Origin of the sequence: Streptomyces sp. MS191, from assembly GCF_008042125.1 — a bacterium.
Taxonomy (GTDB): Bacteria; Actinomycetota; Actinomycetes; order Streptomycetales; family Streptomycetaceae; genus Streptomyces.
Window position 1 is genome coordinate 1,135,853 of the sequence record NZ_RDBI01000040.1, and the last position, 18,765, is coordinate 1,154,617.

Genomic DNA, 18,765 nt, shown 5'->3' on the forward strand with positions numbered 1-18,765 from the left:
CCGCGGTCACCGGCTTTCCCGCCGTGCGGTGGACGGCGCCGTCCGGGCGACGGCGCTGGACTCCGGTCGGAGCGTTCGTGGGCAACGAGGGAGAGCTCGCCGGGGTGCGTCGCCGCAGGGCGGCCCTGTTGTCCCGCTTGCGGCGACGCACCCCGGCGAGCTCTCCCTCGTTGCCCACGAACGCTCCGACCGGAGTCCAGCGCCGTCGCCCGGACGGCGCCGTCCACCGCACGGCGGGAAAGCCGGTGACCGCGGTGATGCGGTCCCGTTCGATGGTCCGGGTCCACAGCCAGCCCCGGACGGTGAGCCGTCCGGCCGCGCACCGCACGCCCACCCGGTACCCCCGCACGGCGATCACCGCGCACAGCGCCGCGATCACTCCGGCGGTCGCCCTGTCCGCCGCGCCGGTGGCCCGGACGCCCTCGACGCACGCCAGAACGCCCGGCACGAGACCGAGTCCGGCGTTCGCGGCCCGGTTGACCGCGGTGGGCCTCAGCTCCATGGTTCCCGCCGTCGCAGGTCAGGCGGCGACGGGCAGGGCCGCCGCGATGACGTCCCGCTCCTTGCGGCCGAGCAACGGGAAGACGATCTTCAGCCCCTGCGGGCGGTCCCCCGAGGAGACGACGAACGACGAGTTGAGGAATCGCTCCCGGATCGCCGTACGGACGAGGCCGGCCCGCGGGATGGTCATCAGGTGCTCCCCGGTCCTGGCGAACGTCGGGTCGGCCCGGAAGACGAAGAGGCGACGGTCGGTCATGGCGAGGTACATCGGGACCGGGACCGGTATCACGCTCATGGCGCCGGCGCTCACCACGGCCGAGGCCACCGCGAACGCCGCGGTCCGCCGTACGGAGACGGAGCTGAGGTTCACGATGGTCGTGACCTCGACGCGCTCTCCGGGCTCCAGCAGGGGGTCGATGGCGGCCAGCAGCAGACGGCGGCGCTTTCCGTTCACGGGTGGTGCTCCTGAAGCATGGCGCGGCCGGAGCCCTTGGGGGCCCTCGGACCGGATGGGTTCGTCGCCGCAGCCTGCCACACGCCCGGCCGGGACCGGCGGGCGGCCCGGGACCAGCGGGCGGCCCGGGGCCGCCGGGAGACGACTCAGGGCCGACGGTCCGTGACCGCCGGCCCTGCTCGCCCGCGCGGGGCGCCACCCGCTCCGAACCGCCCTTACAGCACCGGCAGGTTCTTCCGGAGCTCGAAGGCGGTGACCTCGGAGCGGTACTCCTCCCACTCCTGCTTCTTGTTGCGGAGGAAGAAGTCGAAGACGTGCTCGCCGAGCGTCTCGGCGACCAGTTCGCTCTTCTCCATCAGGGCGATCGCCTCGCCCAGGTTCTGCGGCAGCGGCTCGATGCCCATCGCGCGGCGCTCGGCGTCCGAGAGCGCCCAGACGTCGTCGTCCGCGCCCGCCGGGAGCTCGTAGCCCTCCTCGATGCCCTTGAGGCCGGCCGCCAGCAGGACGGCGTAGGTCAGGTACGGGTTCGCGCCCGAGTCGATGGAGCGGACCTCGACGCGGGAGGAGCCCGTCTTGCCGGGCTTGTACATCGGGACGCGGATCAGGGCCGAGCGGTTGTTGTGGCCCCAGCAGATGTACGAGGGGGCCTCGCCGCCCGCGCCCGCGCTGCGTGCCGAGCCGCCCCAGATGCGCTTGTAGGAGTTGACCCACTGGTTGGTGACCGCCGAGATCTCGGCGGCGTGCTTCAGCAGGCCGGCGATGAAGGAGCGGCCCACCTTGGACAGCTGGTACTCCGCACCCGACTCGTAGAAGGCGTTCCGGTCGCCCTCGAAGAGGGAGAGGTGCGTGTGCATCCCCGAACCCGGGTACTGCGAGAACGGCTTGGGCATGAACGTCGCCTGTACGCCCTGCTCCAGCGCGACCTGCTTCATGACCAGGCGGAAGGTCATGATGTTGTCGGCCGTGGACAGCGCGTCCGCGTACCTGAGGTCGATCTCCTGCTGGCCGGGCGCGCCCTCGTGGTGGGAGAACTCCACCGAGATGCCCATCGACTCCAGCATGGTGATCGCCTGGCGGCGGAAGTCCATGCCGACGTTCTGCGGGGTGTGGTCGAAGTAGCCGGAGTTGTCGGCGGGCGTGGGGGTCGAGCCGTCGAGCGGCTTGTCCTTCAGCAGGAAGAACTCGATCTCGGGGTGCGTGTAGAAGGTGAAGCCGAGGTCGGACGTCTTGGCCAGCATCCGCTTCAGGACGAAGCGCGGGTCGGCGAAGGACGGCGATCCGTCGGGCATCAGGATGTCGCAGAACATCCGGGCCGTGCCGGGGGCCTCGGCGCGCCACGGCAGGATCTGGAAGGTGCCCGGATCCGGCTTCGCGATCATGTCCGACTCGTATACACGGGCGAAGCCCTCGATGGCGGACCCGTCGAAGCCGATTCCCTCGTCGAATGCCTGCTCAAGCTCGGCGGGCGCCACGGCGACCGACTTCAGGAAGCCGAGCACGTCGGTGAACCACAGGCGCACGAACCGGATGTCACGCTCCTCGAGCGTCCGGAGCACGAATTCCTGCTGCTTGTCCATTTCCACACCCATCTTTGCTGGTCAGGCCGCCTGTTCCCACCGCCTTGGGCATATCGGAGGGCACCTGAGCATCCCACCACATGGTTTCGCGCACGTTGCACACCCATAGTGCCTGCTCGGGTGTGACACAGGTAACGGGGGACGGGTCGGTTTCGCGCGTCCGATCGCCCCGAGCCTCCACCCACCTGTGCCGTCCGGGGCCGTCGGCCACTACGATCTCCGCCCATGGGGGGCCCTCCACTCGTCCGCCGGACCCGGCGCGCGCGTCCCGTGGCACTGATGAGTGCCGTGGCGACGCTCCTCGCCGCGCTCTTCGTCTGTCTGGGCGGCGGTCCGGCGCACGGCACGGCCCCACGGGCGCACGAGCGTCACGCCACCGGAGGCACCGAGGGCACCGACGTCGTCGCGCGCGGCGCGGACCGGTCCGGCGCGGACGAGTACGTGTGCCCGTACGACCGCGGCGACTGCTCGCTCTTCCCCTCGCTCAGCCCGGCGGTGCTGACCGCCCCGCCGCTCGACCCCCCGCTGCGCGCGGAGGGCCGGCTGCCGGGCACCGGCCCGTCGCACGACACCGGCCGGGCGCCCCGCCCCGGCGCACAGCCGCGTGCGCCGGACCTGCACGTCCTTCAAGTCCTGCGGACGTGACGGTCGGGTCACCCGCAGCGCCCGCCCGCCGCGTCCCGACCGACGCGTGACGACCCCCCTCACCACAGAAGGACGAATCACCATGGCCGCCAACCGCTCCGCCGCCTCCGACCGCCGCGCCCGCATAGAGGAGATGCGGCGCGCCGAGAAGGCCCGCGACCGCCGCAACCGCATCCTCACCATCAGTGTCTCCACCGTCGTGGTCCTGGCCCTCGTCGGCTTCGGCGGCTACGTGCTGAAGGACCAGGCCGACAAGAAGGAGCAGAAGGAGGCCGCGGCCAAGGCGCCCATCAAGGACGAGAAGTCCTGGGACGCCAAGAAGCTCGGCCGCAACCACGTCACCAACGCCGTGACGTACCCGATGAAGCCCCCGGTCGGCGGCGACCACGACCAGGTCTGGATGAACTGCGACGGCGACGTCTACCAGCAGAAGATCGCCGAGATGAACGCGGTGCACTCGCTGGAGCACGGCGCGGTCTGGGTCACGTACAGCAAGAAGGCCGCCGAGGCGGACGTGAAGAAGCTGGCCGAGAAGGTCGGCAAGACCCCGTACTCCCTGATGAGCCCGGTCGACGACCAGGCCGGCGCGATCATGCTGAGTGCCTGGGGCAAGCAGGTGACCGTGGACGGCGCGAGCGACCCGCGCGTGGACGCGTTCTTCACCAAGTACGTGCAGGGCCCGCAGACCCCGGAGCCGGGCGCCGCGTGCACCGGCGGGCTGGGCTCCGAGGGCCAGGGCGGGATGGGCCAGTGAGCGGGTCCCGCCCGAACCGTACGCAGTGGGCGGCGATCACCGCCGTGGTCCTGGCGCTGCTGTTCGCCGGCGGCGCCCTCACGGTCGCCTCGGCCCAGCGCGAGGAGGAGCCGCGGACGCCCGTCTCGGCGTCGGCCGACGCGGGTTTCGCCCGCGACATGGCGGTGCACCACCAGCAGGCCGTGGAGATGTCGTTCATCGTCCGGGACCGGACGAAGGACGAGGAGGTGCGCCGGCTGGCGTACGACATCGCGAACACCCAGGCCAACCAGCGCGGCATGATGCTGGGCTGGCTGGACATGTGGGGCCTGCCGAAGGTGGAGTCCGGCACCGAGCCGATGTCCTGGATGGGCATGGGCGGCCACGGTGACGCGGGCCCGCTCGACGGGGCGCTGATGCCCGGCATGGCGACGAAGACGGAGCTGGAGCGGCTGCGGAAGGCGGAGGGCCGGGAGGCCGAGATCCTCTACCTCCAGCTGATGACCGACCACCACGAGGGCGGCGTCCACATGGCCCGCGGCTGTGTGGAGAAGTGCTCCGTGGACATCGAGCGGAAGCTCGCCCAGGGCATGGTCGAGGCCCAGGAGTCCGAGCTGGCGCTGATGGCGGACCTGCTGGCCGAGCGGGGCGCGAAGCCGCGCGGCTGACGCTCCCGAAGGCCGGGCGGCCCCCGTGATCCCAGCGGTCGCGGGGGCCGCCGCGTACGCGGACAATGGTGAGGCTCGGGGACGTACGTACGACGTCGTTCTACGGAGGTACGCACCCCATGACCACGGCCAAGGACATCATGCACCCCGGGGCCCAGTGGATCCCCCGGCACGAAACGCTCGACCGTGCGGCGCAGATGATGCGCGACCTCAACGTGGGCGCGCTTCCCATAGCCGACGAACAGGAACGGTTGTGCGGCATCATCACGGACCGCGACATCGTCGTGGGCTGTGTCGCCATGGGCCACGACCCGGCGAAGATCACCTGTGGCGAGATGGCGCAGGGCACCCCGCGCTGGATCGACTCGGGCGCGGACGTCGGCGCGGTCCTTGAGGAGATGCAGGGTCATCAGATCCGCCGGCTCCCCGTCATCGAGGACAAGCGGCTCATCGGCATGATCAGTGAGGCCGATCTGGCCCAGCACCTGTCGGACGAGCAGATGCAGGCGTTCTGCGCGAGCGTCTACGCCTCGTCCTGACCGCCCGTGCGCAGAGCCGCCCGTGCCACCGCGTCCGGGCGGTCCAGCATCATCAGGTGGCCCGACGGCTCGACCGCCTCGTAGCGGGCGCCGAGCCGCCGGGCCAGCGTCCGCTGACGCCGGTCCCGGCGGGCCGACCCGTCCGGGGCCGCGAGGACGGTGACGGGCAGGTCCCTCGGGAGCGGGAAGCGCTCGCGCAGGGCGAGGAGTTCGGCGGCGACGGCGCGGTAGTGGGTGTTCTCCAGGAGCGCGCCGCGCAGCACGCGGGTCGTGGCGTAGCAGGAGCGGACGAGGGCGGCGGGGGCCGGGTCGCCGCCGGTGGGGCGTGACAGTCGCACGCCGGCGCGGCGGGCGTTCTCGGGGGATCCGGCGGGCCGGCCGAGGCGCGGCCGGTCGCGCTCGGAGCGGTCGAGGTAGCCGACGATCACCGGCAGTTCCCCGAAGCCCTCGGAGGCCAGGCGCCCGGCGAGCGCCCGCAGGGCGTCCCGGGACGCCTCCACGAACGAGGAGCGCAGGGCCAGGTCCTCGACGGAGGAGTCGACGAGGACGACCCCGGCGGTGCGGGCCGGGTACAGGCGGGCGTGGGCCTCGGCGTGGAAGCCCGCGATGGAGTGGCCCACGACGGTGGCGGGGCCGGGCAGACCCAGCGCGTCGAGGACTCCGGCGATCCGGTGGGCCTCGCCGGCCGCGCTGGGCGGGACGGCGGCGGGGGCGGAGAGCCCGTGCCCGGGTCGGTCGAAGCGGACGACCGTGCGGTGCGGGGCGAGCAGCCGGACGACCGGGTCCCAGTCGAACCAGCACATGGCGAGGCCCGCGCTGAGGACGCAGACGGGCCCGGAGCCCTCCACGACCACGTGATGGGCGACTCCGCCGACGCGGACGAACCTGCTCAAGGGCGCTCCTCGGCCACGGAGACGACGGCTGCCGCGAGCCAGCCTGCCACGAGCTCGCCCGGAGCCGCCGACCGGCACCGGGCGACCGCGGGGTCCGGGCGGGAGGCGGGAAGCCGCGCCGGGCGGGCCGTGGGTACCCGCTCTGGTGTTCGCGGGAGACGTCGCACCCGCACGGGGCGCCTGGGCCGCGGCACCACCCCTCGGTCACGAACACATCTCGCCCACAAAACCCCTGGCACCCGCACATACCGCTGGCTTACGGTCATGATCACCAGGGGGGCCTGCGTGCCGGTGCCGGCCGAGGAGTTCCTCCCCGACCCCCGCGCCCGCAGTGAAGGATGCCGCATGACCGTGCCCCCGAACGCCCCTGCCCAGATGCCCTGGGGGCCGCCGCCACCGCCGGTGCGCCAGGCCCGCAACGGCCTCGGCATCGCCGCGCTGGTCACCGGCATCGTGGGGCTGCTCCTCGGGATCATCCCGTTCCTGTTCTGGCTGGGCGGCGTCCTGGGCGTGCTGTCCCTCGTGCTCGGTCTGGTCGGTCACGCCCGTGCCCGCCGGGGCGAGGCGAGCGACAAGGGCGCGGCCGTCGCCGGCATCGTCCTCGGCGCCGTCACCGTCGTCGTCTCGCTCGTGTGGCTGATCGTCATCGTCATGGCGGTCGGCGGCGTCGCGGACGACCTGGAGAAGGAGATACGCGAGCACGAGTCGGCCACGGCCGCCCCCTCCGAGCCGGGTCCCGCCACGCCCGACGACCTGCCGACCGAGTCCGCGCCGGCGGCACTGGCGTTCGGCGGGACGCACACCTACCCGGACGGCGTGAAGGTGACCGTCTCCACGCCGCGCGCGTACCGGCCGGACGAGTTCGCGGCCGGTCACACCAAGGGCAACAGCGCCTTCCAGGTGACGATCACCATCGTCAACGGGTCCGACAAGGCGGTGGACATCACCACGGCCCTGCCCAGCGTCCGCGACGGCGCCGGAGCGGCGGCGGGTCAGATCTTCGACGGCAGCGGCGCCTCCGAGCCGTTCACGGGCCGGCTGCTGCCGGGCAAGCAGGCCAAGGGGAAGTTCGCCTTCTCGCTGCCCGCGAACGCGGACGGCGAGATGCAGCTGGAGGTGGGCCCCAAGGTGCTGGACTACGAGGACGCGATCTGGACGGGTCCCACCGGGTGACCCTCGCGCACGGCCCGGTCCGGCGACCGCTGCCGCCGGACCGGCCCGCCAGGCTCCCGTATCCCAGGACATAGCGTCGGTCTGACGATTACACTGGGCCCGTGCCTCAACTACGCCTCGCTCTGAATCAGATCGACTCGACCGTCGGCGATCTCGCCGGGAACGCCGAGGCGATCGTCCACTGGACCCGGCACGCCGCCGAACAGGGCGCGCACCTCGTCGCGTTCCCCGAGATGGTGCTGACCGGCTACCCCGTCGAGGACCTGGCCCTGCGCTCCTCGTTCGTGGAGGCGTCCCGGGACGCCCTGCGGGCGCTCGCCGGGCGCCTGGCCTCCGAGGGCTTCGGGGAACTGCCGGTGATCGTCGGCTACCTCGACCGCTCCGAGCGCGACCGGCCGCGCCTCGGCCGGCCCGCCGGATCCCCCGAGAACGCCGCCGCCGTGCTGTACGGAGGCGAGGTGGTCCTGCGGTTCGCCAAGCACCACCTGCCCAACTACGGCGTCTTCGACGAGTACCGCTACTTCGTCCAGGGCGACACCATGCCCGTCGTCCGGGTCCACGGCGTCGACGTCGCCCTCGCGATCTGCGAGGACCTCTGGCAGGACGGCGGCCGGGTGCCGGCGGCGCGCAGCGCGCACGCGGGGCTGCTCGTCTCGATCAACGCCTCGCCCTACGAGCGGGACAAGGACGACACCCGGCTCGAACTGGTCCGCAAGCGCGCCCAGGAGGCCGGCTGCACCACCGCCTACCTCGCGATGATGGGCGGTCAGGACGAGCTGGTCTTCGACGGTGACTCCATCGTCGTCGACGCTGCCGGCGAAGTCGTCGCCCGCGCCCCGCAGTTCTCCGAGGGCAGCGTGATCCTCGACCTCGACCTGCCGGCCGCCTCGGCCGACGCGCCGACCGGCGTGGTGGACGACGGGCTGCGGATCGACCGGGTGGTCCTCTCCGAGGAGCCGCTGCCCGCCTACGAGCGGGAGCTGACGGGCGGATACGCGAACCGGCTCGACGACGACGAGGAGGTGTACTCGGCGCTGGTCGTGGGCCTGCGCGCGTACGCCGCGAAGAACGGCTTCCGGTCCGTCCTCGTCGGCCTGTCCGGCGGCATCGACTCGGCGCTCGTCGCCGCCATCGCCTGCGACGCGGTCGGCGCGCAGAACGTGTACGGCGTCTCGATGCCGTCGAAGTACTCCTCGGACCACTCCCGGAGCGACGCCGCCGAGCTGGCCCGGCGCACCGGGCTCGACTTCCGCACGGTGTCGATCGAGCCGATGTTCGACGCGTACATGGGGGCGCTCGGCCTGTCCGGCCTGGCGGAGGAGAACCTCCAGTCCCGGCTGCGCGGCACCCTGCTGATGGCGCTGTCCAACCAGGAGGGCCACATCGTCCTCGCGCCGGGCAACAAGTCCGAGCTGGCGGTGGGCTACTCGACGCTGTACGGGGACTCCGTCGGCGCGTACGGCCCGATCAAGGACGTGTACAAGTCGACGGTGTTCCGCCTCGCCCGCTGGCGCAACCGGGCGGCCGAGGACCGCGGTCAGACGCCGCCGATCCCGGAGAACTCGATCTCCAAGCCCCCGAGCGCGGAGCTGCGCCCGGGGCAGGTCGACACCGACTCGCTCCCGGACTACGACGTACTGGACCGGATCCTCGCCCTGTACGTCGACCGCGACCAGGGCAAGGACGCCATCGTCGCGGCCGGCTTCGACGAGGAGCTGGTGGCCCGGACGCTGCGCATGGTGGACGCGGCGGAGTACAAGCGGCGCCAGTACCCGCCGGGCACCAAGATCTCGGCGAAGGGGTTCGGCAAGGACCGCCGGCTGCCGATCACGAACCGCTGGCGGGAGACGACGGCCCGCTGACCGGGGCCGGCGCGCCGTCGGCCGCCGTGTCCGACGCACGGAGGGGGCTTTTCGCGACCACGCGGGAGGCCCCCTCGGGCGTGCCGCCCCGCAGGTCGAGCAGTCCGGCCACGGCGGCGACCGCCAGGCCCGCCACCGTCAGGACGGCGCCGACGAGCGCCGGGGAGGTCCAGCCCCAGCCGGCCGCGACGGCGGCGCCGCCGGCCCAGGCCCCGCCCGCGTTGGCCAGGTTGAAGGCGGAGTGGTTGGAGGCCGAGGCGAGGGTCGGGGCGTCCTTGGCCTTGTTCATCACCAGCATCTGGAGCGGGGTGGTGGTCATGAAGCCGACCGCGCCGAGGACGACGACGGTCACGAGCGCCAGCCACGGCACCTGCACGGTGAAGCGGAAGGCGACCAGGACGAGGGCGAGCGCAGCCAGCGAACCGTAGAGCGTCGGGCGCAGGGCGCGGTCGGTGAGGGGGCCGGCGGCGAGCGCGCCGGCCGTCATGCCGATCCCGAAGAGGGCGAGCACGAGGGTGACCGAGGACTCCCCGAAGCCCATCACCTCGGTGGTCATCGAGGCGAGGTAGGAGTAGACGGCGAAGACGCCGGCGAACCCGAAGACGGCGGTGAGCAGGCCGAGCAGCACCTGGGGGCGGCCGAGCGCGCGCAGTTCGCGGCCCAGGCTCTGCTGCGCGTCGACCGGTACCCGCGGCACGAGCCGGGCGAGGGCCGCCATGGCGAGCAGGCCGATGGCCGTGACGACCAGGAAGGTGGCCCGCCAGCCGAGGTGCTGGCCGAGGAGGGTCGCGGCCGGGACGCCGAGGATGTTGGCGACGGTCAGGCCGAGGAACATCGTGGCGACCGCCCGCGCCTGCCGGCCCTCGGGGACCAGGCGGGCGGCGACGACGGCTCCGACGCCGAAGAACGCGCCGTGCGGGAGCCCGGCCAGGACCCGGCCGGCGACGAGCCAGCCGAAGCCGGGCGCCAGCGCGGACGCCAGGTTGCCGACCGTGAAGAGGGCCATCAGCAGCAGGAGCATCCGCTTGCGCGGGACTCGCGAGCCGAGGGCGGTGAGCAGCGGGGCGCCGATGACGACGCCGATCGCGTAGGCGGAGACGAGGTACCCGGCGGTGGGGACGGAGGTGCCGAGGTCGCCGGCGACGTTGGGCAGCAGGCCCATCATCACGAACTCGGTGGTGCCGATGCCGAAGGCGGAGACGGCGAGCGCGAGCAGCGCCAGGGGCATGGGAGAGCCTTTCGAGAAGTTAGTTCTGCAACTTAACAAAGGCTCCCCGCCCGATGGAAAACGCGGGTGAAGGGGAGGTTTCCGGCGCGTGCCGTCACAGGCTGATGCGCGCCGCGATCGGCAGGTGGTCGCTCTCGGTCTCCGCGAGCGTCCAGGACGAGACCGGCTCCACGCCCTTGACCATGATCTGGTCGATCCGGGCCATCGGGGACGAGGCCGGCCAGCTGAAGCCGAAGCCGTCGCCGGAGGCGCCCTGGGTGGAGCGCAGCTGCGAGGTGACGGCGTTCAGCGAGCGGTCGTTCATGGTGCCGTTGAGGTCGCCGAGCAGGACGATCCGGGGGTTCGGGTCGTCGGCGATGGCCTCGCCGAGCGCGTTGGCGCTCCGGTCGCGCTGGTTGGCGGTGAACCCGGCGTTCAGCTTGACCCGCACGGACGGCAGGTGGGCGACGTACACGGCCACCGCGCCCTGGGGGGTGGTGACGGTCGAGCGCATGGCGCGGGTCCAGCCCATCCGGATGTCGACCTCACGCGTGTCGCGCATCGGGTACTTGCTCCACAGCCCGACGGTGCCCTGTACGGAGTGGTAGGCGTACGTGTCGGCCAGGCCGCGCTCGTAGACCGGGACCATCTCGCCCTTGAGCTCCTCCAGCGCGACCACGTCGGCGCCGGACGCCGCCATCCGGCGGGCCGTGCCCTCGGGGTCGGGGTTGTCGGCGTTGACGTTGTGGGTCGCGACGGTGAGGTCGCCGCCGGCGGCGGACTTGTCGGTGACCAGGCCGCCGAAGAGGTTCAGCCAGACCACGGCCGGCAGCAGCAGGGCGATCAGCGCGGTCGCGGAGCGTCGCAGCAGCGCGAGGACCAGCAGCACCGGAACGAGCAGGCCGAGCCAGGGCAGGAAGGTCTCGGTGAGGCTGCCGAGGTTGCCGATGCGGTTGGGGATGTCGGAGTGCAGGACCATCAGCAGCGTGAGCAGGACGGCGCAGACCGCCAGCAGGATCCCGCGGCGCCAGATGCCCCGGTCGCCCAGCCGGCGCCCGAGCACCGATCGGAACCGCGATCCGGAGCGCTCGTCCCGTGCGCCGCCGTTCTCGGTCTCCGTCATGTCCACCCGCGCCATCACTCTGTCCTCACTGCCTTGCTCGGTGACCCGACGTCGACACTAGGTGATGACGGGTCCGTCGTACTGACACGGGGGACGACAGAGCGGCGCGGCGGGTTCCTGCAGGTGGCCAGGGCGGTGCGGCTGTGACAGAACGCGCACATTCGTACGGTTCGGTCAGCTTCCGGGGCGTACGCCGGACAGGACCGCGTCGACGACCCGCTCCGGCAGGCCGGGGTCCAGCGGGGCGCCGGGCCGGAGGACGGTGCGCAGCAGGAGCGGCCCGACGAAGAGGTCGTTGAGCAGTTCGAGGTCGAGGTCGGCCCGGATCTCGCCGGTCTCGATGCCGCGGCGCAGCACGTCCAGGCCGAGCCGGCGGCGCGGCTCGATCACGGTCGCGTGGTACGCCTCCCACAGCTTGGGATACAGCTGCATCTGCGAGAAGACGTTGTGCAGCAGGGCGGAACTCCGTTTGGCGAGTCCACGCCGTCGCAGCGACTCGAGCAGCGTGACGAGGTCGTCGCGGACGGAGGTGCCGGGGAGTACCGGATCGGGCGGCTCGACGGAGCGCAGGAGGTCGACGAAGAGCTCCTCCTTGCCGGGCCAGCGGCGGTAGATGGTGGCCTTCCCGACGCCGGCGGTGCGGGCGATGCGCTCGATCGACAGGTCGGCGAGCGGGACCCCCTCCTCCAGGAGCGAGGTCGCCGCCGCCAGGATCGCCCGCTCGGCGGCCTCGCTGCGCGGCCGCCCGCGCCGTGCGGCGCCCCCGCCCCGCGGGTCCTTCGGGGCGCCGTCGTCTTCGAGGGACACGTCCGCTCCGCCTTTCGCCGTCACCGCGGGACACCTGCTGTCACCTGTTCGATTCTCCCGTGCCCTGGCGGCACCCGGGCACGGCGGCCCCGGAGCGGCTCCCGGGCGGTGTCCGGAAGGCGCCGTCGGCAGGAGAGCCCCCGGCGGACGGCGGGACCCCCGGCGGCCGTCCCACCGCGGACGACGGGGCGGCGGCCCTCAGCCCCGGACCGGCGCGCTCGCCCCGGCGTCCGACTCCGGTTCGGGCTTCGCGACGGACCCCGGCCCGCCGGGGGCGCCCGGTCCGCCCGGCCGCCGGCCCGGCAGGAAGGCGGCCACGACGACCGCGCCGAACAGGGCGATCGCGGCCGAGCAGGCGGCCGTGACGTGCATGGCGTCGAGGAAGGCGTCGTACGCGGGCGCCACCAGCGCCGCCCCCTCCGGGCCGAGCCGCGCGGCGACGCCGAGGGTGGCCTCGATCGACTCGCCGGCCGTGTCCCGCAGTCCCGCGGGCAGCGCGGTCAGACGGCCCTCGATCTCGCCCCGGTAGGTGGCAGAGAGCACGGAGCCGAGCACCGCCACCCCGAGCGCGCCCCCCACCTGCCGGAAGGTGTTGTTGATCGCCGAACCCGAGCCGGCCTTCTCCCGGGGCAGGGACTGCATCACGGCGACGGTCACCGGCGGCATGATGTGCGCCATTCCCAGGCCCTGCGCGAAGAAGACCAGTTCCAGCGTCCACACCGGCGTGTCCGCGTCGAAGGAGGTGAAGGCGGTCAGGCCCGCGGCGACCAGCAGCATGCCCGCCGCGCACACCACGCGCGCGCCGAAGCGTTCGACGGCCAGCCGCGCCCGGGGCGAGAACACCAGCTGCGCGACGGCGATGGGCAGGATCAGCAGTCCGGCCTGCAGCGCGCTGTAGCCCCGCACGCTCTGCAGGTAGAAGGCGGAGAAGAAGGTGACGCCCATCAGGGCGAAGAAGACCAGCGCGATGGCGGCCACGGCGGCGGAGAACGCGGGCYTGGCGAAGTAGCCGATGTCGATCGCCGGGTGGTCGCTGCGCTTCTCGTGCAGGACGAAGCCGACGAGGACCGCCAGGCCCGCGAGCAGCGGGGCGAGGACGGTGGGGTCGGTGAAGTCGGCCAGCTCGCCGCCGCGGATGATCCCGTACACGAGGAGGACGAGGCCGACGACGGACAGGAAGACGCCCGGCACGTCGATCCGGCCGGGCGCGGGGTCTCGGGAGTCGGGCACCAGCCAGGCCATCAGCACGAAGGCGATGATCACGACGGGCACGTTGACCAGGAAGATCGAGCCCCACCAGAAGTGCTCGAGCAGGATGCCGCCGGTGATCGGGCCGACCGCGATGGCCACGCCGACGCTGCCCGCCCAGATGCCGATGGCCCGGGGCTGTTCCTCGCGCTCGAAGACGTTCATCAGGACGGCGAGGGTCGCGGGCATCACGAAGGCGGCGCCCAGGCCCATGACGGCCCGGTACGTGATGAGCTCGCCAGGGGATCCGGAGAAGGCGGCGAGCGCGGAGCCCGTGCCGAAGACGGCGATGCCGAAGAGCAGCACCTTCTTGCGGCCCCACCGGTCGCCGAGCAGCCCCGCCGTGAACAGCAGGCCGGCGAAGACGAGCGTGTAGGAGTTGATCGCCCATTCCAGCTCGCTCTGACCGGCGCCGATGCCGGTGGGCGCGGGGCTGGCGATCGTCTTGACGGCGACGTTCAGGATCGAGTTGTCGAGGACGACGATCAGCAGGCTGAGCGTCAGGACGCCGAGGACCACCCAGCGGCGGCGGTGGACGGCCTCGGGGATCCGGGGTGCCGCGGGAACGGCGGACGGCTGGGACATGACCTCAGGCTACCCACATTTCGATACGAGACCGTCTCGTATCGAATTGGTTCGCCCGGTCGGCGTGTGAACAGCACCACTCCGGCCCACTTCCCCCGCCGCCCGGCGAAGTGCCACCATGGACGTGATCCGGGGACGCCGTCAGGGCGCCTCGAGATGACGAAGGAGCCGTTCACCATGACGCTTCAGCCTGCCCCGACGCAGTCCCCCGACAGCAGCAAGGCGCTGTACGGAGGCAAGGGCACGCGCCGCATCACCGTCCACGACATCGCCGCCGCCAAGACCCGCGGCGAGAAGTGGCCCATGCTCACCGCCTACGACGCCATGACGGCGTCCGTGTTCGACGAGGCCGGCATCCCGGTCGTCCTCGTCGGCGACTCGATGGGCAACTGTCACCTCGGCTACGACACCACCGTGCCCGTGACGATGGACGAGATGACCCTGCTTTCCGCCGCCGTCGTGCGGGGCACCAAGCGGGCCCTCGTCGTCGGCGACCTCCCCTTCGGCTCGTACCAGGAAGGGCCCGTCCAGGCCCTGCGCAACGCCACCCGGCTGGTCAAGGACGCCGGTGTCGGCGCGGTCAAGCTGGAGGGCGGCGAGCGTTCGCTGCCGCAGACCGAGCTGCTGGTCCAGGCCGGCATCCCGGTGATGTCCCACCTCGGCCTGACCCCGCAGTCCGTCAACACCATGGGCTACCGGGTGCAGGGCCGCAGCGACGAGGCCGCGCACCGGCTGCTGAGCGACGCCAAGGCGGCCCAGGACGCCGGCGCCTTCGCGGTCGTCCTGGAGCTCGTGCCGTCCGAGCTGGCCGCCGAGGTGACCCGCTCCCTGCACATCCCGACCATCGGCATCGGCGCCGGGCCCGAGACCGACGCGCAGGTCCTCGTCTGGACGGACATGGCCGGTCTCACCGGCGGCAAGGTGCCGCGCTTCACCAAGCAGTACGCCAACCTGCGCCAGACGCTCGGCGACGCCGCGCGCGCCTTCGCGGAGGACGTCAGCGGTGGGGCCTTCCCCGCCGCCGAGCACACCTTCCACTGACCCCGGGGAGCCCCCGGCTCCCCGATCCGCCCTGGTCACCGGGGCGTTCCCTCGCGCCATCGCGGTACGGACGACAGCCCGCCGACATCCCCCATCGGCGGGCTGTCGGCGCGTCCGGGGCCGCTGTCGGTCGTCTGTCGGAGGGTTGTCGGTGGCGGCTGGTCTAGTAGTGGCCATGACGCGATCACACACCAACGCCGTCGAGGTCCGGGGCCTCGTGAAGCACTACGGCGAGACGAAGGCCCTGGACGGGGTCGACCTGGACGTCCGGGAGGGCACGGTGCTCGGGGTCCTCGGCCCGAACGGCGCCGGCAAGACCACCCTCGTGCGCTGCCTGTCCACCCTGATCGTCCCGGACGCCGGGACCGCCCGGGTCGCCGGCTACGACGTGGTGAAGCAGCCCCGCCAGCTCCGTCGGACCATCGGCCTCACCGGCCAGTACGCCTCGGTCGACGAGAAGCTCTCCGGCTGGGAGAACCTCTACATGATCGGGCGGCTGCTCGACCTGTCCCGCGCCGACGCCCGGCGCCGCGCCGACGAGATGCTGGAGCGCTTCTCCCTCACCGAGGCCGCCAAGCGGCCGGCGATGAACTACTCCGGCGGCATGCGGCGGCGCCTCGACCTGGCCGCCTCGATGATCGGCCGGCCGGCCGTCCTCTACCTGGACGAGCCCACCACCGGTCTCGACCCCCGCACCCGCAACGAGGTCTGGGACGAGGTCCAGAACATGGTCTCCGAGGGCGTGACCGTGCTGCTCACCACCCAGTACATGGAGGAGGCCGAGCAGCTCGCCAGCGAGCTGACGGTCATCGACCGCGGCCGGGTCATCGCCAACGGCAAGGTCGACGAGCTCAAGGCCCGGGTGGGCGGCCGCACGCTGACCGTCCGCCCGGTGGACTCCGCCGACCTGCCCGCCATGGCGGGCGCCCTGCGCGAGGCCGGCCTCGACGGGATCGCCGGCTCCACCGTCGTCCCCGACGAGGGCGCGCTCTACGTGCCGATCCTCAGCGACGAGCAGCTGACGGCCGTCGTCGGCCTGTTCGGCGCCCGCGGCTACGGCATCGCCCACATCGGTACGCACCTGCCCAGCCTGGACGAGGTGTTCCTGGCCATCACGGGCGAGAAGGCCACCGTGTCCGACACGCTTCCCGAGGAGGTCGCCGCATGAGCACCACCACGACCACGCAGCTCGCAAAGTCGCCCGCCGGCTCCGCCCCCGGCCCGGCCCCCGTGCGCGCCGCGCAGCCCGGCGAGGGACGGATCGGCCTGCGGGCCAACCTCCGCCACATCGGCGCCCTGGTGCGCCGCAACGCGCTGCAGATCAAGCAGGACCCGGAGTCGATGTTCGACGCGGTCCTGATGCCGATCATCTTCGTCCTGCTGTTCGTGTACGTCTTCGGCGGCGCGATCTCCGGCAAGGGCAACAACGACGCCTACGTGAACTACGTGGTCCCCGGCCTGATGGCGATGATGGGCATGAACATCGCCATGGCCGTCGGCACCGGCATCAACGACGACTTCAAGAAGGGGGTGATGGACCGGTTCCGCACGATGCCGATCGCCCGGTCCTCCGTCCTCATCGCGAAGATCGTCGTCGAGGTCGGCCGCATGCTGATCGCCACCGCGATCCTGCTCGGCATGGGCTTCCTGCTCGGCATGGAGATCAAGACCTCGGTCCTCGACCTCTTCGCCGCCATCGGTCTGTCGATGGTGTTCGGCGCCTCGCTGATGTGGATCTTCATCCTGCTCGGTCTCACCATGAAGACGGCCCAGGCCGTCCAGGGAATGGCCATGATCGTACTGATGCCGCTCCAGTTCGGCTCCTCGATCTTCGCGCCGCCGACCTCGATGCCCGGCTGGCTGGAGACCTTCACCGACTACAACCCGCTGTCCAACCTGGCCGACGCGGCGAGGAACCTGATCAACGGCGGTCCGGTCGCCCACTCGGTGTGGATGACCCTCGGCTGGGCGGTGGCGATCACGGTCGTCACGGCGCCCCTCGCGGTTGCCAAGTTCCGCAAGAAGACCTGATCCGCCCGGGGACGGCCCGGGAACCTCAGGACTCGGCGCGCCTCGTGATCGCGTCGGCGCCGTCGAGCAGGGCGGTGGCCTCCTCCAGGGAGAGGCCACCGCCCTCGGCGTACGCGGCCTCGAACGCCGCGTCGCCGAGTACGGACCGGGTCAGCGCGGTGGCCGCGTCCAGGTTCTCCCGCTCCATCGGGGCGAGGCGGTGTTCCGTCGGGAGCAGGTCCGGGACGGCGCCGAGGAGCCGGGCGGCGCGCGTGGCGTCGTCGCCGCCGAGACCGGCGAGCGCCCAGGCGGCGGTGACCAGGTGGATCGTCGGCATCTGCGGGGCGACCATCAGCGACAGGGCGCCGGTCGCCCGGTCCAGGGCCTCCCTGACGAGCTTCAGCGCCGCCGCGTAGCGGCCGTCCAGGTTGTCGAGCCAGGCCAGGCTGCCGAAGGTGAAGCCCTCGAAGATCGACAGGGTGTCGGAGCCGAACTCGCCCAGCAGCTCGGTGAGCTGCTCGCGCGCCTCGGCGGTGCGCCCGGTCCGGCCGAGGAGCAGCGCGAGGAAGATCCGCGCGGCGAGCATCGGCTCGTGGCCGCGCCCGGGGCCCTCCGCAAGGACCTGGCGCAGGATCGCCTCGCTCTCCTCGTGCCGGCCGACGGCCGCGAGCGTGTCGGCGTAGCGGGCCCGCAGCAGCGCCATCTGGGACTGGGCGCCGATCCGCTCCGCGTATCCGATCGCCGCGGCGAAGTCCTCGGCCGCGCCCTCGAACTCGCAGCGCCTCTCGCGGGCCTCGCCGCGCGAGGAGAGTGCCTCGGCCGCGCCCCAGGCGTCGTCGAGGCGGACGAAGATCCTCAGGCTCTCGTCGGCGTCGGCGCTCGCTCCGCCGGCCGAGGAGACACGGTTGGCGAGCACGTTGGCGCGCAGCTGGAGGACGTTGGCCAGCTCCCACGCGTAGCCGTGGGTCCGGCAGGCTTCGACGGTGGCGTCGAGCGAGGTACGCATCAGGTCGACGTCGCCGGTCAGCAGCACCGCGAAGACGGAGAAGGAGCCGGGCAGTCGGCAGGTCTGCGGGAGGCCGGGCGGGTAGGCGTCGGTGATGCGCCGCAGTCGCTCGATGGCCTCGGGGTGGGTCCACCGACCGGTCTGGTGGTCCATGTTCAGCAGCTCGATGAGCCGCACCCCGCGCCGGGCGTCCCACAGCGTGTCCTCGTCGAACGGCGGCGGAGCGGCGGTGACGTGCTCGTGGAGCGGGACGACGGGCGGCGCGTCCGGTCCGAAGGGGTCGGGGCCGAGGGCGGCGACGGCCTCGGCCCAGTGCAGGGCGTCGGCGCGCAGGTCGCGCATCTGCCAGTACCAGAGGAGGGCGTGGACGAGGCTGAGCGCCTCGTGCTCGTCCCGCGCGGTGACGGCGCGGCGCAGGGCGGTCCGCAGGTTCTCGTACTCGAGGCGGAAGCGTGCCATGGCCGCGAGCTGAACGCCGCCGCGGAGTTCGGGGTCGGTGGTGCGGGCGAGTTCGCGGTAGTACGTCAGATGCCGCCGCTCGGCCACCTCMCGATCACCCGCCTCGTCCAGCCGCTCAGCCGCGTACTCCCCCACCGTCTCCAGCAACCGGTAACGCATCACCCCCTCCTCCGAAGGAGCCGCCACCACCAACGACTTGTCCACCAACGCACCCAACACGYCCAACACCCCGGC

17 protein-coding genes and 1 pseudogene are annotated in these 18,765 nt (G+C 72.4%); 9 read left to right on the plus strand and 9 right to left on the minus strand.

Features of this window, described 5'->3' with window-relative positions; all coding sequences use genetic code 11:
• From EAO71_RS37645 to glnA, 3 genes are all read right to left on the minus strand, one after another.
• Positions 1–502 (minus strand): hypothetical protein (locus EAO71_RS37645; protein WP_187282645.1); only part of this gene is annotated, 502 nt, incomplete at its 3' end.
• A gap of 18 nt (positions 503–520) precedes the next feature.
• Positions 521–955 carry a hypothetical protein gene (locus EAO71_RS12165; RefSeq protein WP_147977740.1) on the minus strand — a complete coding sequence of 145 codons (435 nt, stop codon included), beginning with the start codon at positions 953–955 and terminating at the stop codon, positions 521–523.
• 215 nt (positions 956–1,170) lie between these two features.
• The gene (glnA, locus tag EAO71_RS12170) at positions 1,171–2,532 is read right to left on the minus strand and encodes a type I glutamate--ammonia ligase (RefSeq protein ID WP_147977741.1); all 1,362 of its coding nucleotides are present in this window, start codon (positions 2,530–2,532) and stop codon (positions 1,171–1,173) included.
• A gap of 279 nt (positions 2,533–2,811) precedes the next feature.
• Between glnA and EAO71_RS12175 the strand changes: the two genes are divergently transcribed.
• The 4 genes from EAO71_RS12175 to EAO71_RS12190 all read left to right on the plus strand — a co-directional run bounded on the left by EAO71_RS12175 (position 2,812) and on the right by EAO71_RS12190 (position 5,117).
• Entirely contained in the window at positions 2,812–3,177 is a 366-nt protein-coding gene (locus EAO71_RS12175) for a hypothetical protein (RefSeq protein WP_261992105.1), read from the plus strand.
• Positions 3,178–3,259: 82 nt separating this feature from the next.
• On the plus strand, positions 3,260–3,931 hold the full coding sequence (locus tag EAO71_RS12180; protein ID WP_187282646.1) for a DUF3105 domain-containing protein: 672 nt from the start codon (positions 3,260–3,262) through the stop codon (positions 3,929–3,931).
• Positions 3,928–4,578 carry a DUF305 domain-containing protein gene (locus tag EAO71_RS12185; protein ID WP_147977743.1) on the plus strand — a complete coding sequence of 217 codons (651 nt, stop codon included), beginning with the start codon at positions 3,928–3,930 and terminating at the stop codon, positions 4,576–4,578. Before EAO71_RS12180 ends, EAO71_RS12185 begins: the two co-directional genes overlap by 4 nt.
• 119 nt (positions 4,579–4,697) lie before the next feature.
• Positions 4,698–5,117: a CBS domain-containing protein gene (locus tag EAO71_RS12190; protein ID WP_147977744.1), complete on the plus strand. Its 420-nt coding sequence runs from the start codon at positions 4,698–4,700 to the stop codon at positions 5,115–5,117.
• Here the strand turns inward: EAO71_RS12190 and EAO71_RS12195 are convergent.
• Positions 5,102–6,010: an alpha/beta hydrolase gene (locus EAO71_RS12195; protein ID WP_147977745.1), complete on the minus strand. Its 909-nt coding sequence runs from the start codon at positions 6,008–6,010 to the stop codon at positions 5,102–5,104. The genes EAO71_RS12190 and EAO71_RS12195 overlap by 16 nt on opposite strands.
• Positions 6,011–6,355: 345 nt before the next feature.
• Here EAO71_RS12195 and EAO71_RS12200 point away from each other — a divergent pair, with 345 nt between their 5' ends.
• Positions 6,356–7,183: a DUF4190 domain-containing protein gene (locus EAO71_RS12200; protein ID WP_147977746.1), complete on the plus strand. Its 828-nt coding sequence runs from the start codon at positions 6,356–6,358 to the stop codon at positions 7,181–7,183.
• Between the two features lie 101 nt (positions 7,184–7,284).
• A complete protein-coding gene (locus EAO71_RS12205) occupies positions 7,285–9,045 on the plus strand; it encodes an NAD+ synthase (protein WP_187282647.1) in 1,761 nt (586 codons plus the stop codon).
• Here EAO71_RS12205 and EAO71_RS12210 read toward each other — a convergent pair.
• The 4 genes from EAO71_RS12210 to EAO71_RS12225 all read right to left on the minus strand — a co-directional run bounded on the left by EAO71_RS12210 (position 9,011) and on the right by EAO71_RS12225 (position 14,015).
• Positions 9,011–10,273: an MFS transporter gene (locus EAO71_RS12210; protein WP_147977747.1), complete on the minus strand. Its 1,263-nt coding sequence runs from the start codon at positions 10,271–10,273 to the stop codon at positions 9,011–9,013. The genes EAO71_RS12205 and EAO71_RS12210 overlap by 35 nt on opposite strands.
• Before the next feature lie 94 nt (positions 10,274–10,367).
• Positions 10,368–11,390, minus strand: coding sequence for an endonuclease/exonuclease/phosphatase family protein (locus EAO71_RS12215; RefSeq protein ID WP_147977748.1), 1,023 nt, complete (start codon positions 11,388–11,390; stop codon positions 10,368–10,370).
• Positions 11,391–11,549: 159 nt separating this feature from the next.
• On the minus strand, positions 11,550–12,182 hold the full coding sequence (locus EAO71_RS12220; protein ID WP_147977749.1) for a TetR/AcrR family transcriptional regulator: 633 nt from the start codon (positions 12,180–12,182) through the stop codon (positions 11,550–11,552).
• 198 nt (positions 12,183–12,380) lie between these two features.
• Positions 12,381–14,015, minus strand: a complete 1,635-nt coding sequence (locus EAO71_RS12225) for an MFS transporter (RefSeq protein WP_147977750.1) — start codon at positions 14,013–14,015, stop codon at positions 12,381–12,383.
• Positions 14,016–14,192: 177 nt separating this feature from the next.
• Between EAO71_RS12225 and panB the strand changes: the two genes are divergently transcribed.
• The 3 genes from panB (at position 14,193) to EAO71_RS12240 (ending at position 17,087) form a co-directional block, all read left to right on the plus strand.
• Positions 14,193–15,056 carry a 3-methyl-2-oxobutanoate hydroxymethyltransferase gene (gene panB, locus EAO71_RS12230; protein WP_147977751.1) on the plus strand — a complete coding sequence of 288 codons (864 nt, stop codon included), beginning with the start codon at positions 14,193–14,195 and terminating at the stop codon, positions 15,054–15,056.
• A 175-nt stretch (positions 15,057–15,231) separates the two neighbouring features.
• Entirely contained in the window at positions 15,232–16,224 is a 993-nt protein-coding gene (locus EAO71_RS12235) for an ATP-binding cassette domain-containing protein (protein WP_147977752.1), read from the plus strand.
• A complete protein-coding gene (locus EAO71_RS12240) occupies positions 16,221–17,087 on the plus strand; it encodes an ABC transporter permease (protein ID WP_147977753.1) in 867 nt (288 codons plus the stop codon). Before EAO71_RS12235 ends, EAO71_RS12240 begins: the two co-directional genes overlap by 4 nt.
• Before the next feature lie 25 nt (positions 17,088–17,112).
• On the opposite strand, the pseudogene EAO71_RS12245 reads toward EAO71_RS12240, so the two are convergent.
• Positions 17,113–18,765, minus strand: a pseudogene (locus EAO71_RS12245) (AfsR family transcriptional regulator); the annotation flags it as partial.

Coding starts and splice junctions, on each gene's coding strand:
- EAO71_RS12210 (WP_147977747.1), bottom strand. CDS start 10,273: ATGCCCCTGGCGCTGCTCGCGCTCGCCGTCTCCGCCTTCGGCATCGGC.
- EAO71_RS12215 (WP_147977748.1), bottom strand. CDS start 11,390: ATGGCGCGGGTGGACATGACGGAGACCGAGAACGGCGGCGCACGGGAC.
- EAO71_RS12200 (WP_147977746.1), top strand. CDS start 6,356: ATGACCGTGCCCCCGAACGCCCCTGCCCAGATGCCCTGGGGGCCGCCG.
- EAO71_RS12175 (WP_261992105.1), top strand. CDS start 2,812: ATGAGTGCCGTGGCGACGCTCCTCGCCGCGCTCTTCGTCTGTCTGGGC.
- EAO71_RS12190 (WP_147977744.1), top strand. CDS start 4,698: ATGACCACGGCCAAGGACATCATGCACCCCGGGGCCCAGTGGATCCCC.
- glnA (WP_147977741.1), bottom strand. CDS start 2,532: ATGGACAAGCAGCAGGAATTCGTGCTCCGGACGCTCGAGGAGCGTGAC.
- EAO71_RS12180 (WP_187282646.1), top strand. CDS start 3,260: ATGGCCGCCAACCGCTCCGCCGCCTCCGACCGCCGCGCCCGCATAGAG.
- EAO71_RS12235 (WP_147977752.1), top strand. CDS start 15,232: ATGACGCGATCACACACCAACGCCGTCGAGGTCCGGGGCCTCGTGAAG.
- panB (WP_147977751.1), top strand. CDS start 14,193: ATGACGCTTCAGCCTGCCCCGACGCAGTCCCCCGACAGCAGCAAGGCG.
- EAO71_RS12240 (WP_147977753.1), top strand. CDS start 16,221: ATGAGCACCACCACGACCACGCAGCTCGCAAAGTCGCCCGCCGGCTCC.